Origin of the sequence: Synechococcus sp. UW106 (assembly GCF_900474015.1) — a bacterium.
Taxonomy (GTDB): Bacteria; Cyanobacteriota; Cyanobacteriia; order PCC-6307; family Cyanobiaceae; genus Parasynechococcus.
Map to the genome: position 1 here is coordinate 180954 of NZ_UCNV01000008.1, position 22986 is coordinate 203939.

General features: G+C 59.0%; 28 protein-coding genes. 17 read left to right on the forward strand and 11 right to left on the reverse strand.

Annotated elements, in window-relative coordinates:
- The first annotated feature begins 32 nt into the window (after window positions 1-32).
- The 3 genes from DXY30_RS05710 to DXY30_RS05720 all read left to right on the forward strand — a co-directional run bounded on the left by DXY30_RS05710 (window position 33) and on the right by DXY30_RS05720 (window position 5371).
- Entirely contained in the window at window positions 33-278 is a 246-nt protein-coding gene (locus tag DXY30_RS05710; protein ID WP_115093742.1) for a DUF1816 domain-containing protein, read from the forward strand.
- Between the two features lie 28 nt (window positions 279-306).
- A complete protein-coding gene (gatA, locus tag DXY30_RS05715; protein WP_115023369.1) occupies window positions 307-1782 on the forward strand; it encodes an Asp-tRNA(Asn)/Glu-tRNA(Gln) amidotransferase subunit GatA in 1476 nt (491 codons plus the stop codon).
- Between the two features lie 70 nt (window positions 1783-1852).
- Window positions 1853-5371 (forward strand): DNA polymerase III subunit alpha, encoded by a 3519-nt coding sequence (locus DXY30_RS05720; RefSeq protein ID WP_115093743.1) that lies wholly within the window; start codon window positions 1853-1855, stop codon window positions 5369-5371.
- Window positions 5372-5398: 27 nt separating this feature from the next.
- Here the strand turns inward: DXY30_RS05720 and DXY30_RS05725 are convergent, their stop codons facing one another.
- The 3 genes from DXY30_RS05725 to ruvA are packed head-to-tail and all read right to left on the reverse strand — an operon-like array spanning window position 5399 to window position 6795.
- Window positions 5399-5812, reverse strand: a complete 414-nt coding sequence (locus tag DXY30_RS05725) for a PAM68 family protein (protein ID WP_115093744.1) — start codon at window positions 5810-5812, stop codon at window positions 5399-5401.
- Between the two features lie 12 nt (window positions 5813-5824).
- The gene (rpsO, locus tag DXY30_RS05730; protein ID WP_006851408.1) at window positions 5825-6094 is read right to left on the reverse strand and encodes a 30S ribosomal protein S15; all 270 of its coding nucleotides are present in this window, start codon (window positions 6092-6094) and stop codon (window positions 5825-5827) included.
- Between the two features lie 56 nt (window positions 6095-6150).
- Window positions 6151-6795 carry a Holliday junction branch migration protein RuvA gene (ruvA, locus tag DXY30_RS05735; protein ID WP_115093745.1) on the reverse strand — a complete coding sequence of 215 codons (645 nt, stop codon included), beginning with the start codon at window positions 6793-6795 and terminating at the stop codon, window positions 6151-6153.
- Window positions 6796-6817: 22 nt separating this feature from the next.
- Between ruvA and DXY30_RS05740 the strand changes: the two genes are divergently transcribed.
- Complete coding sequence (locus DXY30_RS05740) at window positions 6818-7279, forward strand: hypothetical protein (RefSeq protein WP_170951162.1); 462 nt, start codon at window positions 6818-6820, stop codon at window positions 7277-7279.
- Between the two features lie 18 nt (window positions 7280-7297).
- Here the strand turns inward: DXY30_RS05740 and DXY30_RS05745 are convergent, their stop codons facing one another.
- A complete protein-coding gene (locus DXY30_RS05745; protein WP_256359548.1) occupies window positions 7298-8164 on the reverse strand; it encodes a DMT family transporter in 867 nt (288 codons plus the stop codon).
- Between the two features lie 334 nt (window positions 8165-8498).
- On the opposite strand from DXY30_RS05745, the gene DXY30_RS13575 reads away from it, so the two are divergent.
- From DXY30_RS13575 to DXY30_RS05770, 6 genes are all read left to right on the forward strand, one after another.
- Entirely contained in the window at window positions 8499-9410 is a 912-nt protein-coding gene (locus DXY30_RS13575) for a hypothetical protein (protein ID WP_137006802.1), read from the forward strand.
- A gap of 146 nt (window positions 9411-9556) precedes the next feature.
- Window positions 9557-9682 carry a hypothetical protein gene (locus DXY30_RS14550; RefSeq protein WP_256359542.1) on the forward strand — a complete coding sequence of 42 codons (126 nt, stop codon included), beginning with the start codon at window positions 9557-9559 and terminating at the stop codon, window positions 9680-9682.
- A 4-nt stretch (window positions 9683-9686) separates the two neighbouring features.
- Complete coding sequence (gene dnaG, locus DXY30_RS05755) at window positions 9687-11777, forward strand: DNA primase (RefSeq protein WP_115093748.1); 2091 nt, start codon at window positions 9687-9689, stop codon at window positions 11775-11777.
- Between the two features lie 88 nt (window positions 11778-11865).
- Window positions 11866-12123 (forward strand): hypothetical protein, encoded by a 258-nt coding sequence (locus DXY30_RS05760; RefSeq protein WP_115023358.1) that lies wholly within the window; start codon window positions 11866-11868, stop codon window positions 12121-12123.
- Window positions 12123-12419: a hypothetical protein gene (locus DXY30_RS05765; RefSeq protein WP_115023356.1), complete on the forward strand. Its 297-nt coding sequence runs from the start codon at window positions 12123-12125 to the stop codon at window positions 12417-12419. The genes DXY30_RS05760 and DXY30_RS05765 overlap by 1 nt, the downstream gene beginning before the upstream one ends.
- Before the next feature lie 3 nt (window positions 12420-12422).
- Window positions 12423-12809, forward strand: coding sequence for a hypothetical protein (locus DXY30_RS05770; protein ID WP_115094215.1), 387 nt, complete (start codon window positions 12423-12425; stop codon window positions 12807-12809).
- A gap of 9 nt (window positions 12810-12818) precedes the next feature.
- Here the strand turns inward: DXY30_RS05770 and DXY30_RS05775 are convergent, their stop codons facing one another.
- Together DXY30_RS05775 and DXY30_RS05780 are read right to left on the reverse strand one after the other, a co-directional pair.
- A complete protein-coding gene (locus DXY30_RS05775; protein WP_115093749.1) occupies window positions 12819-14093 on the reverse strand; it encodes a Y-family DNA polymerase in 1275 nt (424 codons plus the stop codon).
- Between the two features lie 12 nt (window positions 14094-14105).
- Entirely contained in the window at window positions 14106-14537 is a 432-nt protein-coding gene (locus tag DXY30_RS05780; protein WP_115093750.1) for a LexA family transcriptional regulator, read from the reverse strand.
- Between the two features lie 88 nt (window positions 14538-14625).
- Between DXY30_RS05780 and DXY30_RS05785 the strand changes: the two genes are divergently transcribed.
- Complete coding sequence (locus DXY30_RS05785; RefSeq protein WP_115093751.1) at window positions 14626-15015, forward strand: hypothetical protein; 390 nt, start codon at window positions 14626-14628, stop codon at window positions 15013-15015.
- On the opposite strand, the gene DXY30_RS05790 is transcribed toward DXY30_RS05785, so the two are convergent.
- The 5 genes from DXY30_RS05790 to DXY30_RS05810 are packed head-to-tail and all read right to left on the reverse strand — an operon-like array spanning window position 14984 to window position 17804.
- On the reverse strand, window positions 14984-15583 hold the full coding sequence (locus DXY30_RS05790) for a 2OG-Fe(II) oxygenase (RefSeq protein ID WP_115093752.1): 600 nt from the start codon (window positions 15581-15583) through the stop codon (window positions 14984-14986). The genes DXY30_RS05785 and DXY30_RS05790 overlap by 32 nt on opposite strands.
- 2 nt (window positions 15584-15585) lie before the next feature.
- Window positions 15586-16422, reverse strand: a complete 837-nt coding sequence (locus tag DXY30_RS05795) for a hypothetical protein (protein ID WP_115093753.1) — start codon at window positions 16420-16422, stop codon at window positions 15586-15588.
- A 36-nt stretch (window positions 16423-16458) separates the two neighbouring features.
- Entirely contained in the window at window positions 16459-16893 is a 435-nt protein-coding gene (locus DXY30_RS05800) for a 23S rRNA (pseudouridine(1915)-N(3))-methyltransferase RlmH (protein ID WP_115093754.1), read from the reverse strand.
- Window positions 16890-17315: a hypothetical protein gene (locus tag DXY30_RS05805; protein WP_115093755.1), complete on the reverse strand. Its 426-nt coding sequence runs from the start codon at window positions 17313-17315 to the stop codon at window positions 16890-16892. Before DXY30_RS05805 ends, DXY30_RS05800 begins: the two co-directional genes overlap by 4 nt.
- 3 nt (window positions 17316-17318) lie before the next feature.
- The gene (locus DXY30_RS05810; RefSeq protein ID WP_115024199.1) at window positions 17319-17804 is read right to left on the reverse strand and encodes a pentapeptide repeat-containing protein; all 486 of its coding nucleotides are present in this window, start codon (window positions 17802-17804) and stop codon (window positions 17319-17321) included.
- Between the two features lie 72 nt (window positions 17805-17876).
- On the opposite strand from DXY30_RS05810, the gene DXY30_RS05815 reads away from it, so the two are divergent.
- The 6 genes from DXY30_RS05815 (at window position 17877) to secD (ending at window position 22984) form a co-directional block, all read left to right on the forward strand.
- Complete coding sequence (locus DXY30_RS05815) at window positions 17877-18245, forward strand: YraN family protein (protein ID WP_115093756.1); 369 nt, start codon at window positions 17877-17879, stop codon at window positions 18243-18245.
- Window positions 18246-18259: 14 nt separating this feature from the next.
- A complete protein-coding gene (gene rsmA / locus DXY30_RS05820) occupies window positions 18260-19084 on the forward strand; it encodes a 16S rRNA (adenine(1518)-N(6)/adenine(1519)-N(6))-dimethyltransferase RsmA (RefSeq protein WP_115093757.1) in 825 nt (274 codons plus the stop codon).
- A gap of 9 nt (window positions 19085-19093) precedes the next feature.
- Window positions 19094-20017 carry a 4-(cytidine 5'-diphospho)-2-C-methyl-D-erythritol kinase gene (ispE, locus tag DXY30_RS05825; RefSeq protein ID WP_115093758.1) on the forward strand — a complete coding sequence of 308 codons (924 nt, stop codon included), beginning with the start codon at window positions 19094-19096 and terminating at the stop codon, window positions 20015-20017.
- A complete protein-coding gene (locus DXY30_RS05830; RefSeq protein ID WP_115023336.1) occupies window positions 20014-20331 on the forward strand; it encodes a DUF3082 domain-containing protein in 318 nt (105 codons plus the stop codon). Before ispE ends, DXY30_RS05830 begins: the two co-directional genes overlap by 4 nt.
- Window positions 20332-20513: 182 nt before the next feature.
- A complete protein-coding gene (locus DXY30_RS05835; RefSeq protein WP_115093759.1) occupies window positions 20514-21497 on the forward strand; it encodes a pyruvate dehydrogenase complex E1 component subunit beta in 984 nt (327 codons plus the stop codon).
- A 5-nt stretch (window positions 21498-21502) separates the two neighbouring features.
- Complete coding sequence (secD, locus tag DXY30_RS05840) at window positions 21503-22984, forward strand: protein translocase subunit SecD (protein WP_115094217.1); 1482 nt, start codon at window positions 21503-21505, stop codon at window positions 22982-22984.
- The last annotated feature ends 2 nt before the right edge of the window (window positions 22985-22986 follow it).

The window sequence follows — 22986 nt, forward strand, 5'->3', positions numbered from 1 at the left end:
GGCACAATGCTTTTAGGTCTTTCTACCCCCCCATGAGTCCCCTGATCCGGCCGCTGCGCAGCCTTGCCAATGGCCTTGGGGTCGCCTGGTGGGCTCGGATTCAGACATCTGGTCCCGATGTGACCTACTGGTTTGGTCCGTTTGTCACCCGCAAAGGTTTGGAAAACGAGCTGAGTTCCTTCCTTGACGACGTCAAGTCTGAGCAACCCCAGTCGATCAGCCACTCCCTGCTGCGGACCCGTCGCTCCGAGCCCCTCACCATCACCGCTGAGGGCTGATCAAGCGGCTGATAGCGTCCTTCCTGCAATGGATCGCAGGGACATGACGATCAGCGCGTGGCGTCAGCAACTGCAGAGCGGTGAGATTTCCTCCCGTGAGCTCGTTGATCAACACCTCAAGCGGCTCGAAAACTCTGAGCCGTCTCTCAATGCTTTTGTTGAGGTGACGAGCGAAAAAGCCCGTGCTGATGCATCCAGCATCGATGAAGCACGGGCCGCTGGAGAGACCCTCGGCCCTCTGGCTGGATTGCCACTGGCCGTTAAAGACAACCTCTGCACCAAAGGTGTTCGCACCACCTGCTCCAGCCGCATGCTGGAACAGTTTGTGCCTCCCTACGAATCAACAGTGACCGAAAGGCTTTGGCAAGCCGGAGGTGTGCTGGTGGGTAAGACGAATCTGGATGAGTTCGCTATGGGCGGCTCCACGGAAACCTCGGCCTTTGGTGCGACTCAAAACCCTTGGAACACAGCCCATGTACCGGGCGGAAGCTCCGGTGGCAGTGCTGCGGCCGTCGCTTCAGGGAGTTGCGTTGCTTCTCTGGGGTCCGATACCGGAGGCTCCATCCGTCAGCCTGCGTCGTTTTGTGGCGTTGTGGGTCTTAAACCCACCTACGGCCGCGTCAGTCGTTGGGGTCTGGTGGCTTTTGCCAGTTCCTTGGATCAGGTGGGTCCCTTTGCAGGAAGTGTGGCTGATGTGGCCGAACTGCTTCAGGTGATCGCAGGGCCCGACCCTCGTGATTCCACTTGCCTTGATGCGGCTGTGCCGGACTTCAGTGCCGGCCTAAACAAGCCCATCAAGGGTCTCAAGGTTGGTGTGATCAAGGAGTGCTTCGATGCCGAAGGCCTCGATGCTGAGGTCAAGGCTTCGGTGCAGGCCTCTGCTGCTCAGCTGGAGGCTCTTGGCGCTGAGCTGGTGGAGGTGAGCTGCCCCCGTTTCAACGACGGCATCGCCACCTATTACGTGATTGCGCCGTCGGAGGCCTCTGCCAATTTGGCCCGTTACGACGGGGTCAAATACGGCTTTCGTGCGGACGACGCCGAGAGCCTTGCCGCGATGACAGCACGAAGCCGTGCTGAGGGGTTTGGTGCGGAGGTTCAGCGGCGGATCTTGATTGGCACCTATGCCCTTTCCGCCGGATACGTCGACGCTTATTACAAAAAGGCCCAGCAGGTGCGCACCCTGATCCGGCGTGACTTTGATGCTGCGTTCCAGAGTGTTGATGTGCTGCTCACTCCAACCGCACCGTCCACCGCGTTCAAGGCTGGCGCCCATGCCGATGACCCTCTGGCGATGTACCTCGCTGACCTGCTGACGATCCCGGTGAACCTGGCCGGGTTGCCTGCCATCAGTGTTCCCTGCGGATTCAGTGCGGCGGGTTTGCCGATTGGGATGCAGCTGATCGGCAATGTCTTGGACGAACCGCGTCTGCTCCAGGTGGCGCACCAGTACGAGCAGGCTGCGCAGGTGTTCGCTTCACGCCCTGAAGCCGCTCTGGTTCCCTGAGCTCCGCCACATGTGGGGTGTTTCGTTCCCAGTGAACGCTGGATCTTGCGTTGGGTCCTAATCTGACCCTATGGCATTCGTCCCTCTCCACAACCACAGCGATTACAGCCTTCTCGACGGGGCGTCGCAGTTGCCGGCCATGGTGGAGCGGGCGAAGCAACTAGGCATGCCAGCGATCGCCCTGACCGATCACGGCGTGATGTACGGCGCCATCGAGCTTCTGAAGCTTTGTCAGGGCACCGATCTCAAGCCGATCATCGGCAATGAGATGTACGTGATCAACGGGTCCATTGATGATCCGCAACCCAAGAAAGAGAAGCGGTACCACCTGGTGGTGCTTGCCAAAAACGCCACGGGCTACCGCAACCTGGTCAAGCTCACCAGCATCAGCCATCTGCGGGGGATGCGGGGACGCGGCATTTTTTCCCGTGCCTGCATCGACAAGGAGCTGCTGAAGCAACACAGCGAGGGGCTGATCATTGCCACGGCCTGCCTTGGTGGCGAGATTGCCCAGGCGATTTTGCGTGGTCGTCCTGATGTGGCACGCAAGGTGGCGGCCTGGTACCAGGAGGTTTTTGGCGATGACTACTACCTCGAGATCCAGGACCATGGATCTCCGGAAGATCGGATCGTCAACGTCGAGATCGTCAAAATCGCCAAGGAACTCGGCATCCAGATTGTTGCCACCAACGATGCCCATTACCTGAGCAAGCAGGACGTCGAAGCCCACGACGCTCTTCTCTGTGTGCTCACCGGCAAGTTGATCACCGATGAGAAGCGACTGCGCTACACGGGAACCGAATACATCAAGACCGAAGAGGAGATGGGGTGTCTCTTCGGTGACCATCTGGAGCCTGAGGTGGTCCAGGAGGCGATTGCCAACACCGTCAAAGTGGCCGACAAGGTGGAGCCCTACGACATCCTCGGGCGCTACCAAATGCCCCGCTTCCCGATTCCCGAAGGGCATACCCCTGTCAGCTACCTGAGGGAGGTGACGGAGCAAGGTCTGCGGGATCGCCTCGAGCTCGGTGTCGATGCTCCTCTGCCCGACGACTACGCCGAGCGCATGAGCCACGAGCTCAAGATCATGGAGCAGATGGGATTCCCCACCTACTTCCTGGTGGTCTGGGATTACATCCGCTTTGCCCGGGAACAGAGCATTCCTGTAGGCCCTGGCCGGGGCTCTGCTGCAGGCTCGCTTGTCGCCTACTGCCTTGGGATCACCAACATCGATCCGATCACCAACTGCCTCCTGTTCGAGCGTTTCCTCAACCCGGAACGCAAGTCGATGCCTGATATCGACACCGACTTCTGCATTGAACGCCGTGGTGAGGTGATCGACTACGTCACCGAGCGCTACGGCGAAGACAAGGTGGCCCAGATCATCACCTTCAACCGGATGACCTCCAAGGCGGTTCTGAAGGATGTGGCCCGGGTGCTTGATATTCCCTATGGCGATGCCGACCGTCTGGCGAAACTGATCCCGGTGGTTCGCGGCAAGCCCGCCAAGCTCAAGGCGATGATCGGTGAGGAATCACCCAATCCCGAGTTCCGCGAGAAGTACGAGTCGGATCCAACGGTCAAGCGTTGGGTGGACATGGCGATGCGGATTGAGGGCACCAATAAAACCTTTGGTGTGCATGCAGCCGGGGTGGTCATTGCCGCTGACCCTCTGGATGAGCTTGTGCCGTTGCAGCGCAACAACGATGGTCAGGTCATCACGCAGTACTTCATGGAAGACGTGGAATCCATGGGTCTGTTGAAGATGGATTTCCTGGGGTTGAAGAACCTCACGATGATTGAAAAGACGCTTGAGCTGGTGGAGGTCAGCAGTGGAACCCGCGTCGATCCCGACAAGCTCCCTCCGGAGGATGAAGAGACCTTCGCTCTTCTCGCTCGCGGTGACCTTGAGGGGATCTTCCAGCTGGAATCCAGTGGCATGCGGCAGATCGTGCGCGATCTCAAGCCGTCTTCTCTCGAAGACATTTCCTCAATCCTCGCTCTCTACAGACCGGGCCCCCTCGATGCTGGATTGATTCCCAAATTCATCAACCGCAAGCACGGGCGGGAGGCGATTGATTTCGCCCACGCGATCTTGGAGCCGATCCTGTCGGAGACCTACGGGATCATGGTGTATCAGGAGCAGATCATGCGTATCGCTCAGGATCTGGCTGGTTATTCCCTGGGTCAGGCCGATCTGCTGAGACGAGCGATGGGCAAGAAAAAAGTTTCAGAGATGCAGAAACATCGCGGCATCTTCGTCAAAGGAGCTGGAGAGCGTGGCGTTGATGAAAAGGTCGCCGACGAACTGTTCGATCAGATGGTTCTCTTCGCTGAATATTGCTTCAACAAGAGCCATTCCACGGCCTACGGCGCCGTCACTTATCAGACGGCCTATCTGAAGGCGCACTATCCGGTGGCCTATATGGCGGCCCTGCTCACGGTGAATGCCGGAGCTGCAGACAAGGTGCAGCGCTACATCTCCAATTGCAATGCAATGGGGATTGAGGTGATGCCTCCGGATGTGAATGCCTCCCTGACCGATTTCACCCCCAACGGAGATCGAATCCTGTTCGGACTCTCCGCTGTTCGCAACCTTGGTGACGGAGCGATTCGGCAGTTGATAGCCGCCCGCGATAGCGATGGGCCCTTTCACTCCCTGGCCGATCTGTGTGATCGGATCCCGTCTTCGGTGCTCAATCGTCGTGGCCTGGAATCGTTGATTCACTGCGGCGCCCTGGATGCCATGGATCCGCAGGCCAATCGTGCCCAGCTGATGGCCGATCTGGATCTGCTGCTCGACTGGGCCTCCTCACGGGCCAAGGACCGTGACAGCGGTCAGGGCAATCTCTTCGATTTGATGGCCCCTGCATCCGATGACGCTGGCCCGGCTGATCTCAGCCATGCCCCCAAAGCTGCTCCGGTGCCGGATTACCCCCCGACAGAAAAGCTGCGCCTTGAAAAAGATTTGGTGGGCTTCTACTTGTCAGATCACCCCCTTAAACAGCTCACGCCCTCCTCGAAACTGCTGGCGCCCATCGGCCTGGGATCCCTTGAGGAGCAGCCGGATAAAACAAAGGTGAGTGCCATTGCGATGGTGGCGGAGATGCGCCAGGTCACCACCCGTAAGGGCGACCGCATGGCAATTCTTCAGCTCGAGGATCTCACCGGAAGCTGCGAAGCCGTTGTTTTCCCTAAGAGTTACGCCCGCCTCGCGGATCATCTGATGGCCGAAGCCCGCTTGCTGGTATGGGCTGGGGTGGATCGGCGTGACGAGCGCGTGCAGCTGATCATTGACGACTGCCGCGCCGTTGATGAGCTCAATCTGCTTCTGGTTCAGCTCCCTTCTGATCAGGCCAGTGATATCGCCATTCAGCACAAGTTGCGGGAATGCCTGAACCAACATCGTCCCGAACGCGATGAGTTGGGCGTCAAAGTGCCTGTGGTAGCCGAGGTGCGTCATGGCGAGACCGTTCGCTACGTGCGACTTGGCCCTCAGTTCTGCGTTAAAAACGTCGATGCAGCGATCGAATCGTTGCGCAACCAAGCCTTTGAAGCCCGTAGCAGCGAGCGTCTGGTTCTCACTTGATGCTGTAGCTCATCAGAACAGCACTGTTCAGGGCTCTGATTCCCTCTGCTGTTGCTTCTGGGCCCGGATCGACTCACGCATCCGCTGAAGATTGGGCTTGAAGTTCTCAAAGCCCAAAAGGGAACCGGGTTCGGGATCCCAGCTGGCTGTCAACACACCAACGCTGAGACCCACCAGCCCAAGGAGGAAAAACAAACCGGAGCCCGCGAGTGTGAGCCCCGGAGCGATATCGGCGATGCCACGGGTGACGACGACGTAGCTGCCAACAAAAACTCCCATCCCAGCCAGAGACGGGAGTCCTGTGAACACAGCGACACGACGCGCCATTCGATCGGCCACATACCGAGGGATGGCTTCCTGTCTGGGAGCCCCAGAGGCAGGCTTGCTTCCCTTCCCAGACCCTTTGGGCTCGAAGGGAAGGGCATTGCGTTGCTCAGCCATGGGGCAGTTCGATTAGCCGCGGATGCCCAGTTTGGCGATCGTATCGGCGTAGCGTTGCTCGCTCTTGCTGCGCATGTAGCTCAGCAGACGCTTGCGACGGCCAATCATCTTGAGCAGCCCCTGACGCGAGGAGAAGTCGTGGATGTTGTTCTGCAGGTGGCTGCTGAGACGGTTGATCCGCTCACTCAGCATGGCCACCTGGACCTCGGCCGAACCGGTGTCGGTGCCGTGGGTCTGGTGGGTGTTGATCAGCTGCTGCTTCTCGGTGGTATCAAGCGACATGCGCGGGGGGCGGCCCTGTCAGTGCAAACAACTAGCTTACCTTTGCGAGGGACGGATCAGGCCGATTCGCGACTTAGCCATTGGAGGCAGACCCGCAGCCAAGCGTCCTGGTCGCCTCCGGCAGGCGGGGGGCCATCTGCACCCTCGGCGATGGCACGGATGGCGCGACGGATTTCGAGATCGTCGTAACCCAGCATTGCCAGGGTTGCTTCGACGTCGGCCCCACTCTCTGGCATCTGCTCTGAGCTGATTCCTTCAGCCAGGGAGGGAGCTGGATCAACGCCCGCGAATGCCGCGATGGAGGCCCTGAGTTCCACTGCAAGGCGCTCTGCTGTGCGTTTGCCGATGCCCTGCGCCTTGCAAAGTCGGCGCAGATCTCCGCTGCTGATCGCTTCCACGAGTTCTTGTGGCCTGCACTCCTGCATGAGGGCCAGACCGGCCTGGGGACCAACACCGCTGACGCTGATCAGCAGCCTGAACAGATCCCGCTCCTGACGGAGAGGAAAGCCATAGAGGCTGCTGCCGTCCTCCCGCTGCACCTGATGAATCCACAGGTTCAGATCGCAGTCAGCAGAAAGGCTCTGCTGATGTCGCTCCGTCAGATGCACTTCATACCCGACACCACCGCAAAGCAACAGAACGCCGCTACGGTTGCCTTGAGTCCAGCACTCCATCGGTCGTCCTTGCAGCCAGCCGATCATGGGGAGAGGTTCCAACCGCGTCATGTTGCCGCAGCTGTCATTGCCTGTGTCTTGTTTGAAGCGTGTCTTGCAAAGGTTTCTTCAGGCGCTGTGCGTTTTGTCGATCGTGGTTTCCCTCACGGCCTGCAGTGGATCCCAACCGCCACGCTCTCTATTGAATGAAGCGCTGGCCCTGCAGATTCAGCTCACCCAGACGGCTATCGCCAGCTCCCTGGACCTCACCCCGATGCCCATCGCCCCCAGCGTTAGTCGTGTGCGGGTCGAAGACCAGGAAAGCTTCGCCCTGGGCGATGAGCAGGGCTTGAGGGTTTCGGGCCGGTTCGATTGGCAGCTGCCCGGTGACCGCGTTCAGGTGGACAGCCCGTTTGAGCTGTTTCTGCAACGGGGCTCCCACGGGCAAAGCTGGCGCCTGGTCCGTCCCAAGGGTGGAACGGATGACCGTCAGGCCTGGCTCACCTATCCCTTGGGATTGGACAAGGCCTGAGGTCTACTTCGAGTCGAGCTAACTCCGGGCCGACAGGCTGATCAGGGTGGCGGACAGCACAAGCATTCCCCCACCCACCTGCCATGTATTCACCGATTCAGCAAACCAGAGCCAGCCCCAGCCAGCGGCGAAGACCACTTGCACGTAGTTGATCGACGTCGCTTGGGCGGCGGGCAGACAGCGCAGGCCTTCGGTGACCCAGATCTGGCCAAGCTGAGTCATCACGCCGACTCCCAGGAGCCAGAACCACTCGATGCCGTTGGGCCACACCCCCTGATGCAGCACCCAGGGCAGGGTTAAGGGAACCGAGATCATCGGGAAGTACAGGATGATCACCAGCGGGTGTTCGGTTTCCGACAGCCGCCGCACACTGACATAGGCCAGGGCGGTCATCAGAGCGCCAGCAATGCCGATCAGGGCAGGGATGAGCTGAGCCGGCTGTGCTGTTCCCGTCAGCCACTGCGGTTGCACTACCAGTGTGACGCCGATCCAGCCCAGCAGAACCGCTCCACTGATGCGTCGTCGGAGCGGTTCGCCAAGCAGCAGCAGCGCCGCTAGGGCCGTGAATGTGGGGTAGGTGTACTGCAGCACCGTTGCCGAGGCGAGTGGCAGCTGATCAATCGCCTCGAAGAAACACAGCAGGGCCAGGCTGCCCAGGAGCCCACGGGCCACCAACAGCACGCGTCGATGGCCCCAGGGAGAAACCCCGGCGAGGCGTAGCCCAACTCCGGTCAGAACGATGCTGATCAGCGCTCGGCTCAGCACGATTTCCACCACTGGCAGACGACTGTTCAGCTGCTTGACGCAGACCGTCATCAGACTGAAGGCCAGAGAGCTGAGAATGAGTGGCTTGCAAACGAGGAAACTCGCCCACCAACTCTCTATTGATGCTCTGAGCTGTACAAACTCCTTCAACTTTTGTTGGTCGGACTTCAGGACACTGCCCTCTCATTCTCGTTGCTTTCCAGCTAATTCTATTGTGGGGGAAATTGTTTTCGTTTTTTGTGATGTTTTCACCTAGTATTTGTATTTACTCGCACGCGAGTGCGAGTTGGTCCAGGTGCATTTTGTTTGTGAATTCTTGATGCTTGCTGGACCGCCTCTGCTGAGTTCACTCGGAGGAAATATCCGTGTAATCGTTTGTAAATTCATTTCTCATGCTAACATGCACAAATTTAATTGATATCATCAGCTATAATTTCATATATGCAAAATTGAAATGGCCAATAAAATATTCATATTAGGTGTAGGTGCTCAGAAATGCGGAACTACTTGGCTCCACGATCAATTATCGATGAATGATAATATTGATATGGGATTTACGAAAGAATATCACATTTTTGATGCTATAGAGCCCAGTCGAGGAAAAAAAATGGAAGATGGCTCTTTGAGGAATGGATTGAGAGAAAAGAGATTTCGTTCTTTAGCCAGGCTTCACGCTAATGGAAAGCTTGGCATTAATCAAGGACCTAGTCGTAAAAAGAGGAAATTTGCTGCACTAAAGCTATCATTTATTGACAATGTTGACACGTATTTTGACTACTTCGACTATCTTTATCTCAAGGATGAATGTGTTGAAGCGGTTGGTGATATTACGCCAAATTACGCAATTCTCAAGCCAGAAACTTTCAATCTAATAAGGGAAGGGGTTGGGAAAAGGGGGTTTGACATCAGGGTCTTTTTTCTTATGCGAGATCCTGTGGAGAGGATATGGTCTTCGGTTCGAATGAAAAAAAGGGCTTTGTGGGCTCAAAGGCAGAAAGAGCTTGACGAAATTCGATACTTCCAAAATCTTCTTGAAAAGGATTCGTCAGGAATTAAGCATAAAAAATCCAGCTATTCTTCCACTGTTGGCAACCTTGAGAAAGTTTTTGATGCTTCCGAAATCTACTTTGGCTTCTATGAAAGTCTTTTTAGCAAGGAAAGTTATTGTGGCATATTAAATTTTATGGGCATTCCTTTGAAAGATTTTCAATGCGATAGTGTTATTAATGCCTCGCCAAAGAATATCGATTTGCCTGTTGAGCTGGTTAGGCGTATGGTTGTCCGGCATTCAGATACTTATAGTTTTATTTTGAATAAATTTGGTGATAAAATGGAAAAGCTATGGCAGGGATATAATTATCTTTAGTCCTGCTTTGTGGATTAGGTGACTTGATTAATTGATTTGATGAAATTTTGTGTTCGTCGCTCTTCATTGCTGTTGCTTGACTCGTTGCGGTAGGTGGTTCTGGTGAGGGCCAATGGTGGCTTCGGGGGCAGATGATCACCTTTTCGATGCCTTCCATCAGAGCCCGACTGCCCCGCACCGATTCCCGGTTCCACCAGGCTTGTTCGTTCTGCGTTTCGGCCATGGGTGTTCTGATGACGGGGTGCACGGAACCCTGCGACTTCGCAGAATGAACTGATGGTGAATGCCCGCCTGCACCCAAGAACGATCGAGGCCGTCAAGGAACGGGCCGACATCGTTGATGTGGTGGGCGAGTACGTGGTGCTCAAGAAGAAGGGACGGGAATTCGTCGGGATCTGTCCGTTCCATGACGACAGCAAACCGTCGATGACGGTGTCTCCCGCAAAGCAGTTCTACTACTGCTTCTCATGCGGTGCCGGGGGCAACTCCATCAAGTTCCTGATGGAGTTTCAACGCCAGAGCTTCAGTGATGTTGTGCTGGATCTGGCGCGGCGTTACCAGCTCCCGATCGAGACGGTGGATGGTCCGCAGCAGGAGCGGCTGCGGCAGCAGCTTTCCCGTAGGGACAAGCTGCAACGGGCCTTGGCTCTGGCCGCCGGCTGGTTTCGCAGCCAGTTGCTGGCTCCCACGGGCGCAGAGGCCCTCAAATACCTCAGCGACGCCAGAGGTCTCAGCCCCGCCACCCAGGAGTCATTTCAGCTCGGCTATGCGCCGGATGAGTGGGATGGCCTTCTGAAGCATCTTCAACAGGTGGAGGGGCTGGCTCCCGAGCTCCTGGAAGCCGCTGGTCTGGTGGTGCCCCGCAAGGGCGGCAATGGCTTTTATGACCGCTTCCGCCATCGGGTCATGGTTCCGATCCATGACCGTCAGGGTCGGGTGATCGGCTTCGGGGGGCGCAGTCTTGATGGCAGCGAACCGAAGTACCTCAACTCTCCCGAGACCGAGGTGTTTGAGAAGGGAAAGCATCTGTTTGGCCTCGACAAAGCCTCCAATGCCATCCGCAAGGACGACAGGGCTGTGGTGGTGGAGGGCTACTTCGATGTGATTGCACTGCATGCCGCTGGCATTACCAACGCAGTGGCTTCCCTTGGCACGGCTCTGAGCAGTCAGCAGATCACCCAGTTGTGCCGCGTCAGCGACAGCAAGCGGATCGTTCTGAATTTTGATGCCGATGGCGCCGGTGTCCGTGCGGCCAATCGGGCTATTGGCGAGGTGGAGCAGCTGGCCATGCAGGGCCAGCTGGAGCTTCGGGTTCTGCACCTCCCGTCCGGCAAGGACCCTGATGAATACCTCAAACAGAACGGGGCCGGCGATTACCGCGCTCTGCTGGATCAGGCCCCCCTCTGGCTCGACTGGCAGATCGAGCAGGTTCTTGAGGCGAGAGACCTCAGCCGGGCTGACCAGTTTCAGCAGGCGGTGACGGCCCTGGTGGGGCTGCTGGGCAAACTGCCCCAGTCCGCTGTCCGCACCCATTACCTCCAACGGGTAGCGGAGCGGCTCAGTGGTGGGCAGGGACGGCTGGCGCTTCAGCTCGAGGACGATCTGCGCCAGCAGGTGAAGGGCCAGCGTTGGCATGGGCGCTCCAGCCGCCATGAGCAGCCGGGTGAATCCGGTCAGCGGGAGCGTTGCGAGGCAGACCTACTGCGTTTGTATCTGCATTGCCCTCGGCATCGGGCCACGATTCGCCAGGAACTGCGCACGCGGGAACTGGAGGATTTCGCCATCCCCCATCACCGCCATCTCTGGGCGGCCATTACGGATCTAGAGGAGACCAACCTGGGTGAGGGGCGGTTGGAGGCGATCAGCCGATGCGACGACGACGGCGAGGGTCTTGATGTCATGGATCTGCCACGCCTGCTCACCGATCAGCTGTTACTGGAGAGCAGTGCGCTGGTCTCCCGCCTGACGCCTCTCCTTGAGCCCGGCGAATTGCAGCTTGTTGCTTTGGCGGAGCCGTTGGAGCAGTTGCGGGGCATCGCTGCTTTGCTGGAGCGCCAGAAAAGCCTGAAGCGCTGCCGGCATCTGCTGGAGGCCTGGGGTGGTCAGCGCCTGCAGACCCTGGAGGCCTGTATCGCCGTACTGATTGATCAGGACTTCTCGTCAGACCAGAGCAACGTGGACATGGAGCTACGGATTCAGGCCTTGTTCGATGACCTCAACCGTGATGCGCTGCGTTACCAGGAGCTTTATTACACCGAGAGAAAGCACATCGGCCATCTGGATCAGCAGCGTTGCGCGAGCTACACCGTTGCGGTCGATTCCCCTGCTGCGGAGACCTCAGGGGATGCGGTTCCTCCCGCCGCCTGAGCCATGGGCCATGGTTCTTGGATTCGATGTGTGTTGAGGTTGCCCATGTTCTCGGCAAACTGCATCAAGACCTGTCCTTCGCGTTGAGATGTCTGAATTCTTCGAAGCGATCTGGCATGGCGATGGCGTCGGCGACGGCGGTGATCTCGAGGAAGCGCTGCAGGCCTACATCGCGGTGAAGCCGGAGGAGGGCGATTGGGTCGAAGCTTGCGCCGCCGAGGGAGCTGATCCGGTGATCGAGCGGTTCGCTTCGTTTGACGCCTACCTCGACAATGCCGATCCGCTTGAGCGCATCGCTGTCACCCCGCAGATGATCAGTGAAGCCCTCGCGTTGTTGCCGTCTTGATGTCTGATACGCAGCTTGATTTCGCGGCTCTCGCTCCGGTGAACCACCTCTGGCCGGCCTTCGTGGAGCGCTTGGGCTCTGACAAAGCGCAGCGGGCCGTGCGTCAGGCGTTGGATCTACAGGGCATGCGGGGACACCACGGCACGTTGCCGGTGTTGTTCACCGAAACCGGAGGATTGGCGCTGGCTAGCACCGATCTGGTGCGGGAGCAGACTGGCCTTAATGCCCATGGTGAGCGGATGGTGTTGCTGCTCAGCACACGTGAACAGGTCATTCAGTTGCTGCAGGAGGCCTGAGTGATGAACCCTCCTCCCTCTGAGCCACCCTCTGCCCCCCCATCTCCTGCCGATAGCGGTCTTTATCTGGTTCCTTACTGGGTGCGTGGCGGTCGCCTCTGGGGCGTGATTGTGTTTGTTCTCGTGCTGGGTGGTCTCGTGGTGCCCATGCTGCTGTCGGCGGTGCGGCGCCAGGCCAGTTCACGCGGCTTCGGTCGTGGTGTCGCGACATCCCTTTGCAGTCTTGCTCACACCTCCACAGGCCTGAGTCATGACGACGCCATGGCCCAGCTGGAAGAGATTCGAACCAGTTTTGTGCGCACGCGGGCGGTCGACGCTGAAGCTTTCCTCGACGGTGTGGATCAGGTGGCGATCAGCCTCCCTGCCTGCCGTTTTCTGGGTGAGCCGTGATCGATGGGCTCAGGCCCTCACCACGGGTAGATCCTCCAGACGGGTGGTGGCGGCGCGGCTGAGTTGCTCCCGTCGCATCAACCAGCTCGGCTGCAGTCCGCAGCCTGCCCATTGCAGGGTTCCACGCCCGTAACGCCGATTGATCTGGTCGATGGTCTGCATCAGGCATTCCCGTTTCTGCTGCTGCTCTTCACTCATCGGGACCATCAGATGGGTCTGGAGGATCTCATGGCTCTGCAGGTGCTGCATCAGCACGCCGGCCTTGGCCAGTTGACGGTGGGGGCGAAAGATTCGTGCCACCAAGGGCCGTGCTGCTTGCAGCAGCACGGCCGTGTCATTGCTCGGTAGATCCAGTTGCGTGCTGGCCGCTTGGCTGTAAAAGCCGGGAGCGAACGGGCTTGTGCGGGTGTAGATGGTGAGGGCTGCCGCCCGCTGCCGTTGCTTGCGCAATTTCTCGGCGGCGCGCACCACATAGGTCGTGATCGCCTGGTGCAGCTCAACCTCGCTGGTGATGGGTCGGCTGAAACTGCGGCTCACGCAGGTTTCCTGCTTCGGTGCCGGTGCAAGCTCCAGCGGTAGGCAGGCATGGCCGCGCAGTTCGCGTTGCAGACGCAGACCCACCACGCCGCATTTGGCGCGTAGCTCACCGCTCGGCATGTCCCGCAGGCGTCGTGCGTTGCTGATGCCCCGCAGTCGACACCAATGGGCCAATTGACGACCGATCCCCCAGACATCCTCGATCGCAATCGTTTCCAGCCAGTGATCAGGGTTATCGCACTGGCCGAGGTCGAACGTCCCGGCACGGTTCGGGGTCTGTTTGGCCAGGCGATTGGCCAGCTTGGCCTGTCCTTTGCTGGCCCCCAGGCCGATGGCGATTGGGATGCCGAGGTTCTGTCGGGCCCGTGCCCGCAGCTGCCGGGCCCAACCTTGTAGATCACCATTGCTGGGACGACGAATCCGACCGAAGGCTTCGTCGATCGAATACACCTCCAGCTCTTCACAGTGGGCCTCCAGCAGGCTCATCATCCGCTGGCTCATATCGGCATAAAGGGCGTAGTTCGAACTGCGCACCACCACGTTGTGCCGTTCAAGCTCTCGACGCGCCTTGAAGTACGGCGTCCCCATGCGGATCCCCAGGGCACGGGCTTCGGCGCTGCGCGCCACGATGCAGCCGTCGTTGTTGGACAGCACCACCACGGGCTGGCCGATCAGGGCCGGGTCCAGGCTCTGCTCGCAGGAGGCATAGAAATTGTTTCCATCGATCAGGGCCGTGGCCTGAGACATGGCGATGTCGCCTCAGAGCGGATGGATTACATGAATGGCGACGCCCCAGATCTGAACCTCGCCGCAGCGGTGAAGCTCCAGCGGGGGGTAGTCCGGATGGGCGGCTTCCAGGCGCAACCTGCCGCGATGGCGCACCAGGCGCTTGAGGGTGAAGGCACCGTCAAGCACAGCCACGACCACCTTCCCCGGTCGCGGTTCGAGGCTGCGATCGACCACCAGGAGATCACCGTCGTGGATGCCGGCGTCGGTCATGGAGTTGCCGCTGACATGCAGGAAAAAGGTGCTGGTGGGATGCCGGATGAGTTGTTCATTGAGGTCGATCCCCACATCGACGTAGTCATCGGCGGGGGATGGGAACCCAGCGGCAACGCATTCATTGGCTAGGGGCAGGGTGAGCGGGGTTCGCCTTGGTTGCAGGGGCAGCGGACTGTGTTGGAGCTCCACGGCAACAGCAACAGTTGGCTAAATGGTACATATGTACTGATTGCTATGGGGAGGGTCCGGTGAGGATGGTGGTCTTCGGGTTCTGGTATTGGCTGACTCTCCTTATCTCGTGGCCATGGCGTTGATCGATCAGCAGGGGCAGCGGGCGTTGCCTCTGGGGGGACGGTCTCAGAAAGAGGTGGCTCCGCAGGGTGAGGCTCCGGAAGCGTTGGGCCATGTCTTGGTGCTGGAGCTGCTGCTGCGGGTCTTCCAGCGCAGCGATCAGGGTTCTCTGCAGCGTGCTGCTGGAGCAGACAGTCTGCTGCTGGTGGAGCTGCCGATGGAGCGGCTGCCGGAGGATGTGCCCAGGCTTAAGGCGGCCTGGCTGAACACGGGTGATACGGCTGCATTCAAAGCGGCGCTACAGACCTTTTCGCCCCGGGCCTGGACCGTATCGATCGAGAAATTCAAGCCGGTGGCTCTGCAGCCGTTGTGGTGAGGGGCGGTTGAGCCCAGATGTTCACGGCCACGGAGTAGCGCTCGCCTTCGAATGGGTTGATGCGATGCAGGATTCCGGGTGAGAAGAGCACCAAACGGTTCACCACAGGCGGGATCGAGATCACAGACCGGAACGTTGGCAGGGCACCCTGATAGCCGTTGCTGATCGGGGGGTTGTCGGCGACCAGAAGTTCACCTCCGGCACAGCTCACGTGGGGATAGAACACTGTGGACAGCAACGGCAGTACATAGCGGCCGCTGTATTGGCCTTCCAGTTCGTCCTTGTCGATGTGCCAATCGAGGTCGTTGTTGGTATTGCACCACCACTCGATCCCGGCCCGCTGGGGTGCGAACGGTGTTGCTAGGGGGAGAAGAACCTCGTCGAGATAGCGATCGACGATGGCTTGCTGGGCGGGCGCGTGGATGGTGCGGGGGGGACCGCTCTTGGGTCGCCAGCTGAACTGAGCATCGCCGGAATGCTGCTCCCTGAGCCGGCCATGAATGTCGCAAAGATCCCGCAGGTGTTGCAGCTCCTCGGGCTGCAGCAGGTTGTCGACCACGTGCAGCATGGTTAGGCGTGTTGCGAGGCTTGCTTTTGCAGGCGCATCAGGTACTGGAACGCTTTGCTGTCTGTATCCCTGGCAATTTTTTTGAGTCCAAAACTGTGATCGCTTTGGAGCAACTGATCGATATTTTTGCAGGACACTTTTTTGCCCTTTGGTACTTGGATCAAAGGAGGTTGAAAGTTGACTTTTGGGCCCTCTAAAAGATGAAGAATGGTGGGTATAGCGATTTCAGTCACGGGCCAGTGGCGTTTGGGCCGTCTCTTGAAGTAGTTGTTGTTGAAATAGTTGTTAAAGAGCACCCCGAAAGTTTTGAAGGTCGACCAGGGCATGTAGGTACCACAAACCCGGCCAATCCGAAGCATTGATGGGTCGTCGTCCAACATTTCCCTGACGAATTTTTTGAGGTGAGGATCAGATTTAGCTTTTAATCTCCATCTCCACTTGGTCTTTCTGTCAATCCGGAATGGCTTGTTACCGCAGCCGATACGGTGGTTGGAAAGTTGATTCTTCGCCTGGCTTGACACGAGCAGGTCCGTATCGGTGTGAATGAGGACCTTGTCGTGACTGTGGTGGTCGGAGAGGACGGTCTTGATTAGTTCACACAGGGCATAAACGGTGCACGGCCGCCAGGTGGGCTGCCTTTGTTTTGTGAAGTGGATGCTGTGACCCTCCCGTTCGGCGAGGGCGGTGAGGTCGGATTGGAGGTCTGGATGACTCTCCAAAGAAACGTGGAAGTAATGACGCAACTCAAAGGGTGCAAGAAACACCCTGTAGTTCTCCAGTTGTTGGGCAATGTGATCAATTGACTGGCCATGGATCGGGGAGAGCAGAGCCAGACGCATGGTGGAGAGAGAAAGAGCTGCAGCGACAGCAAAATCTTAGGCGCGGTGATAGGGGCTGCCTTGAACAATCGTCTGGGCCCGGAACAGTTGTTCCACAAGCATCAGCCGCGCTAGTTCGTGGGGGAACGTCATCGGAGAGAGGCTCAAGCGCCAGTGGGCCTGTGCCTTGAGCTCAGGGGTCAGACCATCGGCTCCACCAATCACAAAGACGAGCCGCTCGTAACCGAACTGTTCGAGTCGTCGCGCAAAGGGAACTGACGCCAGGGTCTCGCCCTGCTCCATGAGAGCGATCAGGGTTTCGTCTGGCCTTAGGGCCGCTCGGATCGCATCGGCCTCTTTGTCCGGGGTGCTGTCCCGAAGCTCGTTGATGGTCAATCCCGGCAGGCGTTTGAGGTAAAGCTCAATGCCCTCCTGAATCCAACCGCGACGCACTTTGCCCACCGCAAGAATCCGGCAACGAGCCGGGTTCAAACGTCATCTCCTTCGTCCTCGAGAAGCAGCTGACCGAAGGCCACATAGAGGCTCTCCTCTTCGCTTCCCGGGTCAACCTTCGGCCGTTTTGGTTTGGTGTTTTTTCCCGGTCCAGCCTGGCTGCGCGTCGGGGCGGCCAGGCCTGGAACCTCGTTGCTGCTGTTCAAGGACGAAGACTGCCCCGACGGCTTGCGTTGGGCTTCCAACTGTTTGAGGCGGGCCATGAGGTGCTCAGGAACCGTGCCGTCCTGGCTGGCCTTCATCAGTTCCCGGAAAAGTTCCTCGGGATCCTTTTCCGTTTCGACGCGGTGGCGCGCCTGGCGTGCTTTGGCTGCCGCCGGGGGCTTGGGTTCTGGTAAACGTTCGGGGAGCTGGCGCCCCAACTCACGCAGGCGCTCCAGACTGCGGGGATCAAAGCTCATGGTTTAAGCGCAACCGAGACTTTCGCGGGTGCTTCGGCCAGTGACTGAATTAACGCCGTCGGCCACTGCACAAAGGCTTTTGAGTTGGTCACCGCGCATGGGGACATCGGTGAAGTCAGCTCCTGTGATCACCACATCCTTGAAGCGAGTGTTGAAGGCGAAGGAACCTTCCAGTACGGCATCCGAGAGGTTGGTTCCCGTCATCACGGCGGAATCCAGCGTGGCTTCGCGCAGATCGGTGCCGCTGAGGTCGGCGTCCTGCAGCTTCGCGCCGTACAGGCTTGCCCCGCGTAGATCCGATCCAGAGAGATTGGCTTCGCGCAGGTTGCTGAGGTTGAAGGTGGCCCCACGCAGATCTTTGTCGGAGTAATCGGCACCGATCAAGACCTGTTTGGCGACATCCATGGCCGCATGGGCTGGAGCGACCACCAGCCACTGAGCGGTTAAGACCAAAAAAGAGACCAGAAGGGCCGCGAAGCGTCTGCGCATGAGCGGAACAATCACCGCTGAACCCTAGAACCGTTCCTGGGGGGAATGGTTTGAACAAGAAAGTGATGGTTCATGCCGGTGGAGTCTCAATGCAGCGGTCGCTGGGCGGAACAGCAGGCCTTGCAACAGCTTGAAGCGAAGGGATGGCGGTTGCTCGATCGCAACTGGCGCTGCCGCTGGGGTGAACTGGATCTGGTGCTGGAGAAGCAGCAACAGCTGTTGGTGGTGGAGGTAAAAGGGCGTCGCATCGGCCATTGGGACCGCCGCGGCCTGGATGCGTTTCATTCCTCCAAAAGGCGCCGCATGGCGCGTGCGATCAGTTGCTGGAGAGCTGCGCATCCAACCTGCGCCGAGAAGCTGCTCAGGATCAAGCTGGCCCTTGTGCCGTTGATGCCCTCCCAAGAAACGATTTGCTGGATGGATGTGGAGCGGCTGTGCTGATGCACAGTTGATCCATGGGTTTCTCCGGACATCACGCCCGCAAGCGCTTCGGCCAGCACTGGTTGCGAGACGACTCCGTTCTGCAGCGGATTGTTGAGGCTGCCGATCTTCAGCCGAACGATCGTGTGCTGGAGGTGGGGCCTGGTCGGGGGGCTTTAACCGAGCGTCTGCTGGCTGCGGATGTGGGGGCAGTGCATGCGATCGAGCTTGATCGCGATCTGGTGGCCGGTCTGCAGGATCGTTTCGCTGATCACCCTGGGTTCAGCCTCCATCAGGGGGATGTTCTCGAAGCGCCCCTCGAATTGAGTGACGGTCACATCGCCGACAAAGTGGTGGCCAACATCCCTTACAACATCACAGGGCCTCTGCTTGAGCGGTTGGTGGGGCGGTTGGATCGCCCTGTGGATCCGCCGTACCAACGGCTTGTGTTGCTGGTGCAGAAGGAAGTGGCGGAGCGGATCCGTGCCCGTCCAGGCCACAGCAGTTTTAGCGCCCTAAGTGTGCGAATGCAGTTGCTTGCCCGCTGTGGTTCGGTGTGTCCAGTGCCGCCGCGCTGTTTTCAGCCCCCTCCGAAGGTGCAGTCGGAAGTGATCTGCCTGGAGCCTTTGCCGCCGTCCGAGCGGGTGGAGCCGGCCTTGGCTGCTCAGGTGGAATCCCTGCTAAAGCAGGCATTTCTGGCGCGGCGCAAGATGCTGCGCAACACCCTGGCGGGCGTGGCCGATCCCGACCGCTTGCAGGCTTTGGCTGCCTCCGCTGGCTTCAGCCTTCAGCAGCGCCCCCAGGAACTAGCTCCGGACATCTGGGTTGCCCTGGCCAGGGGTTTGAATCGGGGCGACTGAACGACCACCATGATTACGGTGACGGCCCCGGCCAAAGTCAATCTGCACCTGGAGGTCCTGGGGCTGCGGTCGGACGGTTTCCATGAGCTGGCCATGGTGATGCAGAGCATCGAATTGGCGGATCGTCTCAGCTTTGAGAACACCGCCGATGCGCGGGTCAGCCTCAGTTGCGATGACGCCAGCCTCAGTGTTGGCGACGACAACCTGATCCTCCGTGCGGCTCACCTGCTGCGGGATCGTTCCGGCTTCAGTGAATTGGGGGCGTCGATTCATCTGCAGAAACGCATCCCCATTGGTGCTGGCCTAGCTGGAGGTTCCAGCGACGGCGCTGCGGCGCTGGTGGGTCTGAATGCCCTTTGGGGATTGGGCCATAGCCCCGCTGATTTGGAGCGGATGGCGGCTGAGCTCGGCTCTGATATGCCCTTCTGTGTCGCCGGAGGGTGTCAGCTCTGTTTCGGCCGAGGGGAGCAGCTGGAGGCGGTGCCGCCGACCAACGAACCCCTTGCAGTGTTGTTGGTCAAAGACCCCATGGCGAGTGTTTCAACGCCATGGGCCTACAAACGCTGCCGCGAGCTGAACCAATCCCGCTACCTCGCTGATGAGGCTGCGTTTGAACGACGCCGGCAGGCCCTCCGTCAGGACGATTGGCTGAACCCCTTGCGCAGCGATCGTCCACCGTCTTTGCGCAACGATCTGCAGGAGGTGGTGGCGCCCGAAACAGCTGCTGTGCGCTCGGCGCTTCAACTGTTGAAGAGCGTTCCCCACAGCCTGGCGGTGGCGATGAGCGGATCAGGTCCCAGTTGCTTTGCGCTGTTCCGTGATCTGGAGTCATGTCAACAGGTCCAGGGCGATCTCGCTCCCCAGCTGGAACGTGCCGGATTAAGGGCGTGGTCTTGCGCCTTTCGCCGCGATGGCGTGAGGATCGAGTCATGACTGATGCCAAGACCACAGAGAGCCCCGAGCCACGGGATCCCCGCAAAGGTCCGCTGAGTTTTCTTTCTGGGGCGCTCACAGCTGGATTCTTGGCTTGGCTTGCCCTGGGCTGGAGCCGGCGGATGGTGGTGTATTTCGCTGTTCACCCACCTCACTACAGCTCGCCGATTGCCCAAAACATTGCCGTCACCCTGAAGACCTTGCTGGTGGGCTTGTCCTTTCTGGCCACGTTCAGCACCGGGTTTGTGGCTCTCGGTCTGACCCTTGTGTTTCTTCGCAGTCTCTTTACGGCTCGCGATCAGAACCCTGCCTAGCGTCCGCGCATTGCCAGGGTTTGGATGACGCCCCACGACCTCGGTCAGCTGGTGCTGCTGCTGTCTCCAGCCATGCTTCTCTCGGTTTTGTTGCTGTTCACCTTTGCTGCCGGCGGTTGACCCTGCGCTGACTGAGATAGCTTGGCGTCACCACCCGGATTGGCCGGGATCACAGGGACGCCGTGGCAGGAACACTTCTCTTCAACGCCCTCCGGGAAGCCATCGACGAGGAGATGGGCAGAGACCCCCACGTCTGTGTGATGGGTGAAGACGTCGGCCATTACGGCGGCAGTTACAAGGTCACCAAGGATCTGGCGGAGAAATACGGCGATCTCAGGGTGCTGGACACGCCGATTGCCGAGAACGGATTCACCGGTATGGCGGTGGGTGCGGCGATGACCGGTCTTCGCCCGATCGTTGAAGGGATGAACATGGGCTTCCTGCTCCTGGCTTTCAACCAGATTTCCAACAACATGGGGATGCTCCGCTACACCAGTGGCGGCAACTTCACCATCCCCACGGTGGTGCGCGGGCCTGGTGGCGTGGGTCGTCAGCTTGGGGCTGAGCACAGCCAACGGCTTGAGGCCTATTTCCATGCCGTGCCCGGCATCAAGATCGTTGCCTGTAGCACGCCCACCAATGCCAAAGGCCTGATGAAGGCCGCGATTCGGGACAACAATCCCGTGCTCTTCTTCGAGCATGTTCTGCTCTACAACCTCACCGAGGAGCTCCCCGAAGGCGACTACACCTGTGCCCTTGATCAGGCTGATCTGGTGCAAGAAGGTAAGGACGTCACGATCCTGACCTATTCCCGGATGCGTCACCACTGCCTCAAAGCGGTGGAGCAATTGGAAGCGGACGGCGTCAGCGTTGAGCTGATCGATCTGATCAGTCTCAAGCCCTTTGATATGGAGACGATTAGCCGCTCCATTCGCAAGACCCACAAGGTGATTGTGGTGGAGGAATGCATGAAGACCGGCGGCATCGGTGCCGAGCTGATCGCTTTGATCACCGAGCAGTGCTTCGACGATCTGGATGCCCGTCCGATGCGTCTGTCCAGTCAGGACATTCCAACCCCCTACAACGGATCCTTGGAAAATCTCACGATCATTCAGCCGCATCAGATTGTTGAGGCGGCTCAGGCGTTGGTCAACAAGGACATCTGACGTTGATGGCGCGTTTTCAGGGTTGGTTTGCCCTTGTTCTTGCCCTGGCGATCGCAGCCGGGATGTTTTTAGTTCGTACTCCGCTGGAACTGGGCCTCGATCTGCGGGGCGGCAGTCAGCTCACTGTTGAGGTGAAGCCGGCCGGAGAGATCACCCGTGTGGGCTCCGAGGAAATGGAAGCGGTGAAAGCCGTGCTCGATCGCCGGGTCAACGGTCTCGGTGTGGCCGAGTCGACTCTCCAGACGGTGGGTGAGTCGCAGCTGGTGTTGCAGCTCCCTGGCGAACAGGACCCCACTGCTGCTGCGAGGGTTCTCGGCGACACGGCTCTGCTCGAGTTTCGTGCTCAGAAGCCCGATACCGAAGCTGAATTCCGTGGCCTGAGGCAGCTCCGCTCCCAGGTGGAAGCCATTCTTAAGCTCCGTGAGGATCAGATCCGCCGCGGTGAAACGCCGGCCCCGCTGGATCTGGATCAGCTCAAGACAACCCAGAAGACTCTGGGGCTCGACGGCGAGGCCACCTCGGAGGAAGAGCAGCTTCGGGACTTGCTCGAGAAGGTCGACGCCGATTTGCTCACAATGCTTGAGCCGGCCGCACTGACGGGTAAGCAGCTTGTGACGGCCGGTCGTCAACCGCTACAGAACAACCCAAACAGCTGGGAAGTGACCCTCAACTTCGATGGGGAGGGCGCTGAGGCTTTCGCTGATCTCACCAAGTCGATTGCGGGCACCGACCGATTGCTGGCGATCATCTTGGATGATCAGCTGATCAGTGCCGCCAGTGTTGGTCCCCAGTTCAAGAGCGCTGGAATCTCAGGTGGTGCAGCCACCATCAGTGGCAATTTCAGTGCGGAAACGGCGCGCGAACTCGAGGTGAAGCTGCGGGGCGGCTCTTTGCCCCTTCCCGTTGAGGTGATCGAGGTCCGCACCATCGGCCCCACTTTGGGGGCTGAGAACATCCGCCGCAGCCTGGTGGCCGCCCTCTCGGGCCTTGCTCTGGTGGCAGTGTTCATGGTGGTGGCTTATCGCCTGCCTGGGGCTGTGGCTGTGATGGCTCTCAGCCTGTATGCCCTGTTCAACTTGGCGGTGTATGCCTTGATTCCAGTCACGCTCACCCTGCCGGGAATCGCTGGATTCATCCTTTCGATTGGTATGGCTGTGGACGCCAATGTTCTGATCTTTGAGCGCATCAAAGATGAACTGCGGCGGGGCAACACCCTGATTCGCTCGATTGATACCGGTTTCTCGGAGGCCTTTTCATCAATCGTTGATGGTCACCTGACCACGTTGATCAGCTGTGCAGCTCTCTTTTTCCTTGGCACGGGACTGGTCAAGGGCTTCGCGGCGACTTTGGGCATCGGCGTGTTGCTGAGCCTGTTCACAGCCCTCACCTGCACCCGCACCTTGTTGCGTTTCCTGATGGGTTACGCCGGTCTTCGTCGTGCCAGTAATTTCCTGCCCGCCCGGCAGCTTCCTTTTCCTACCGCCTGAAC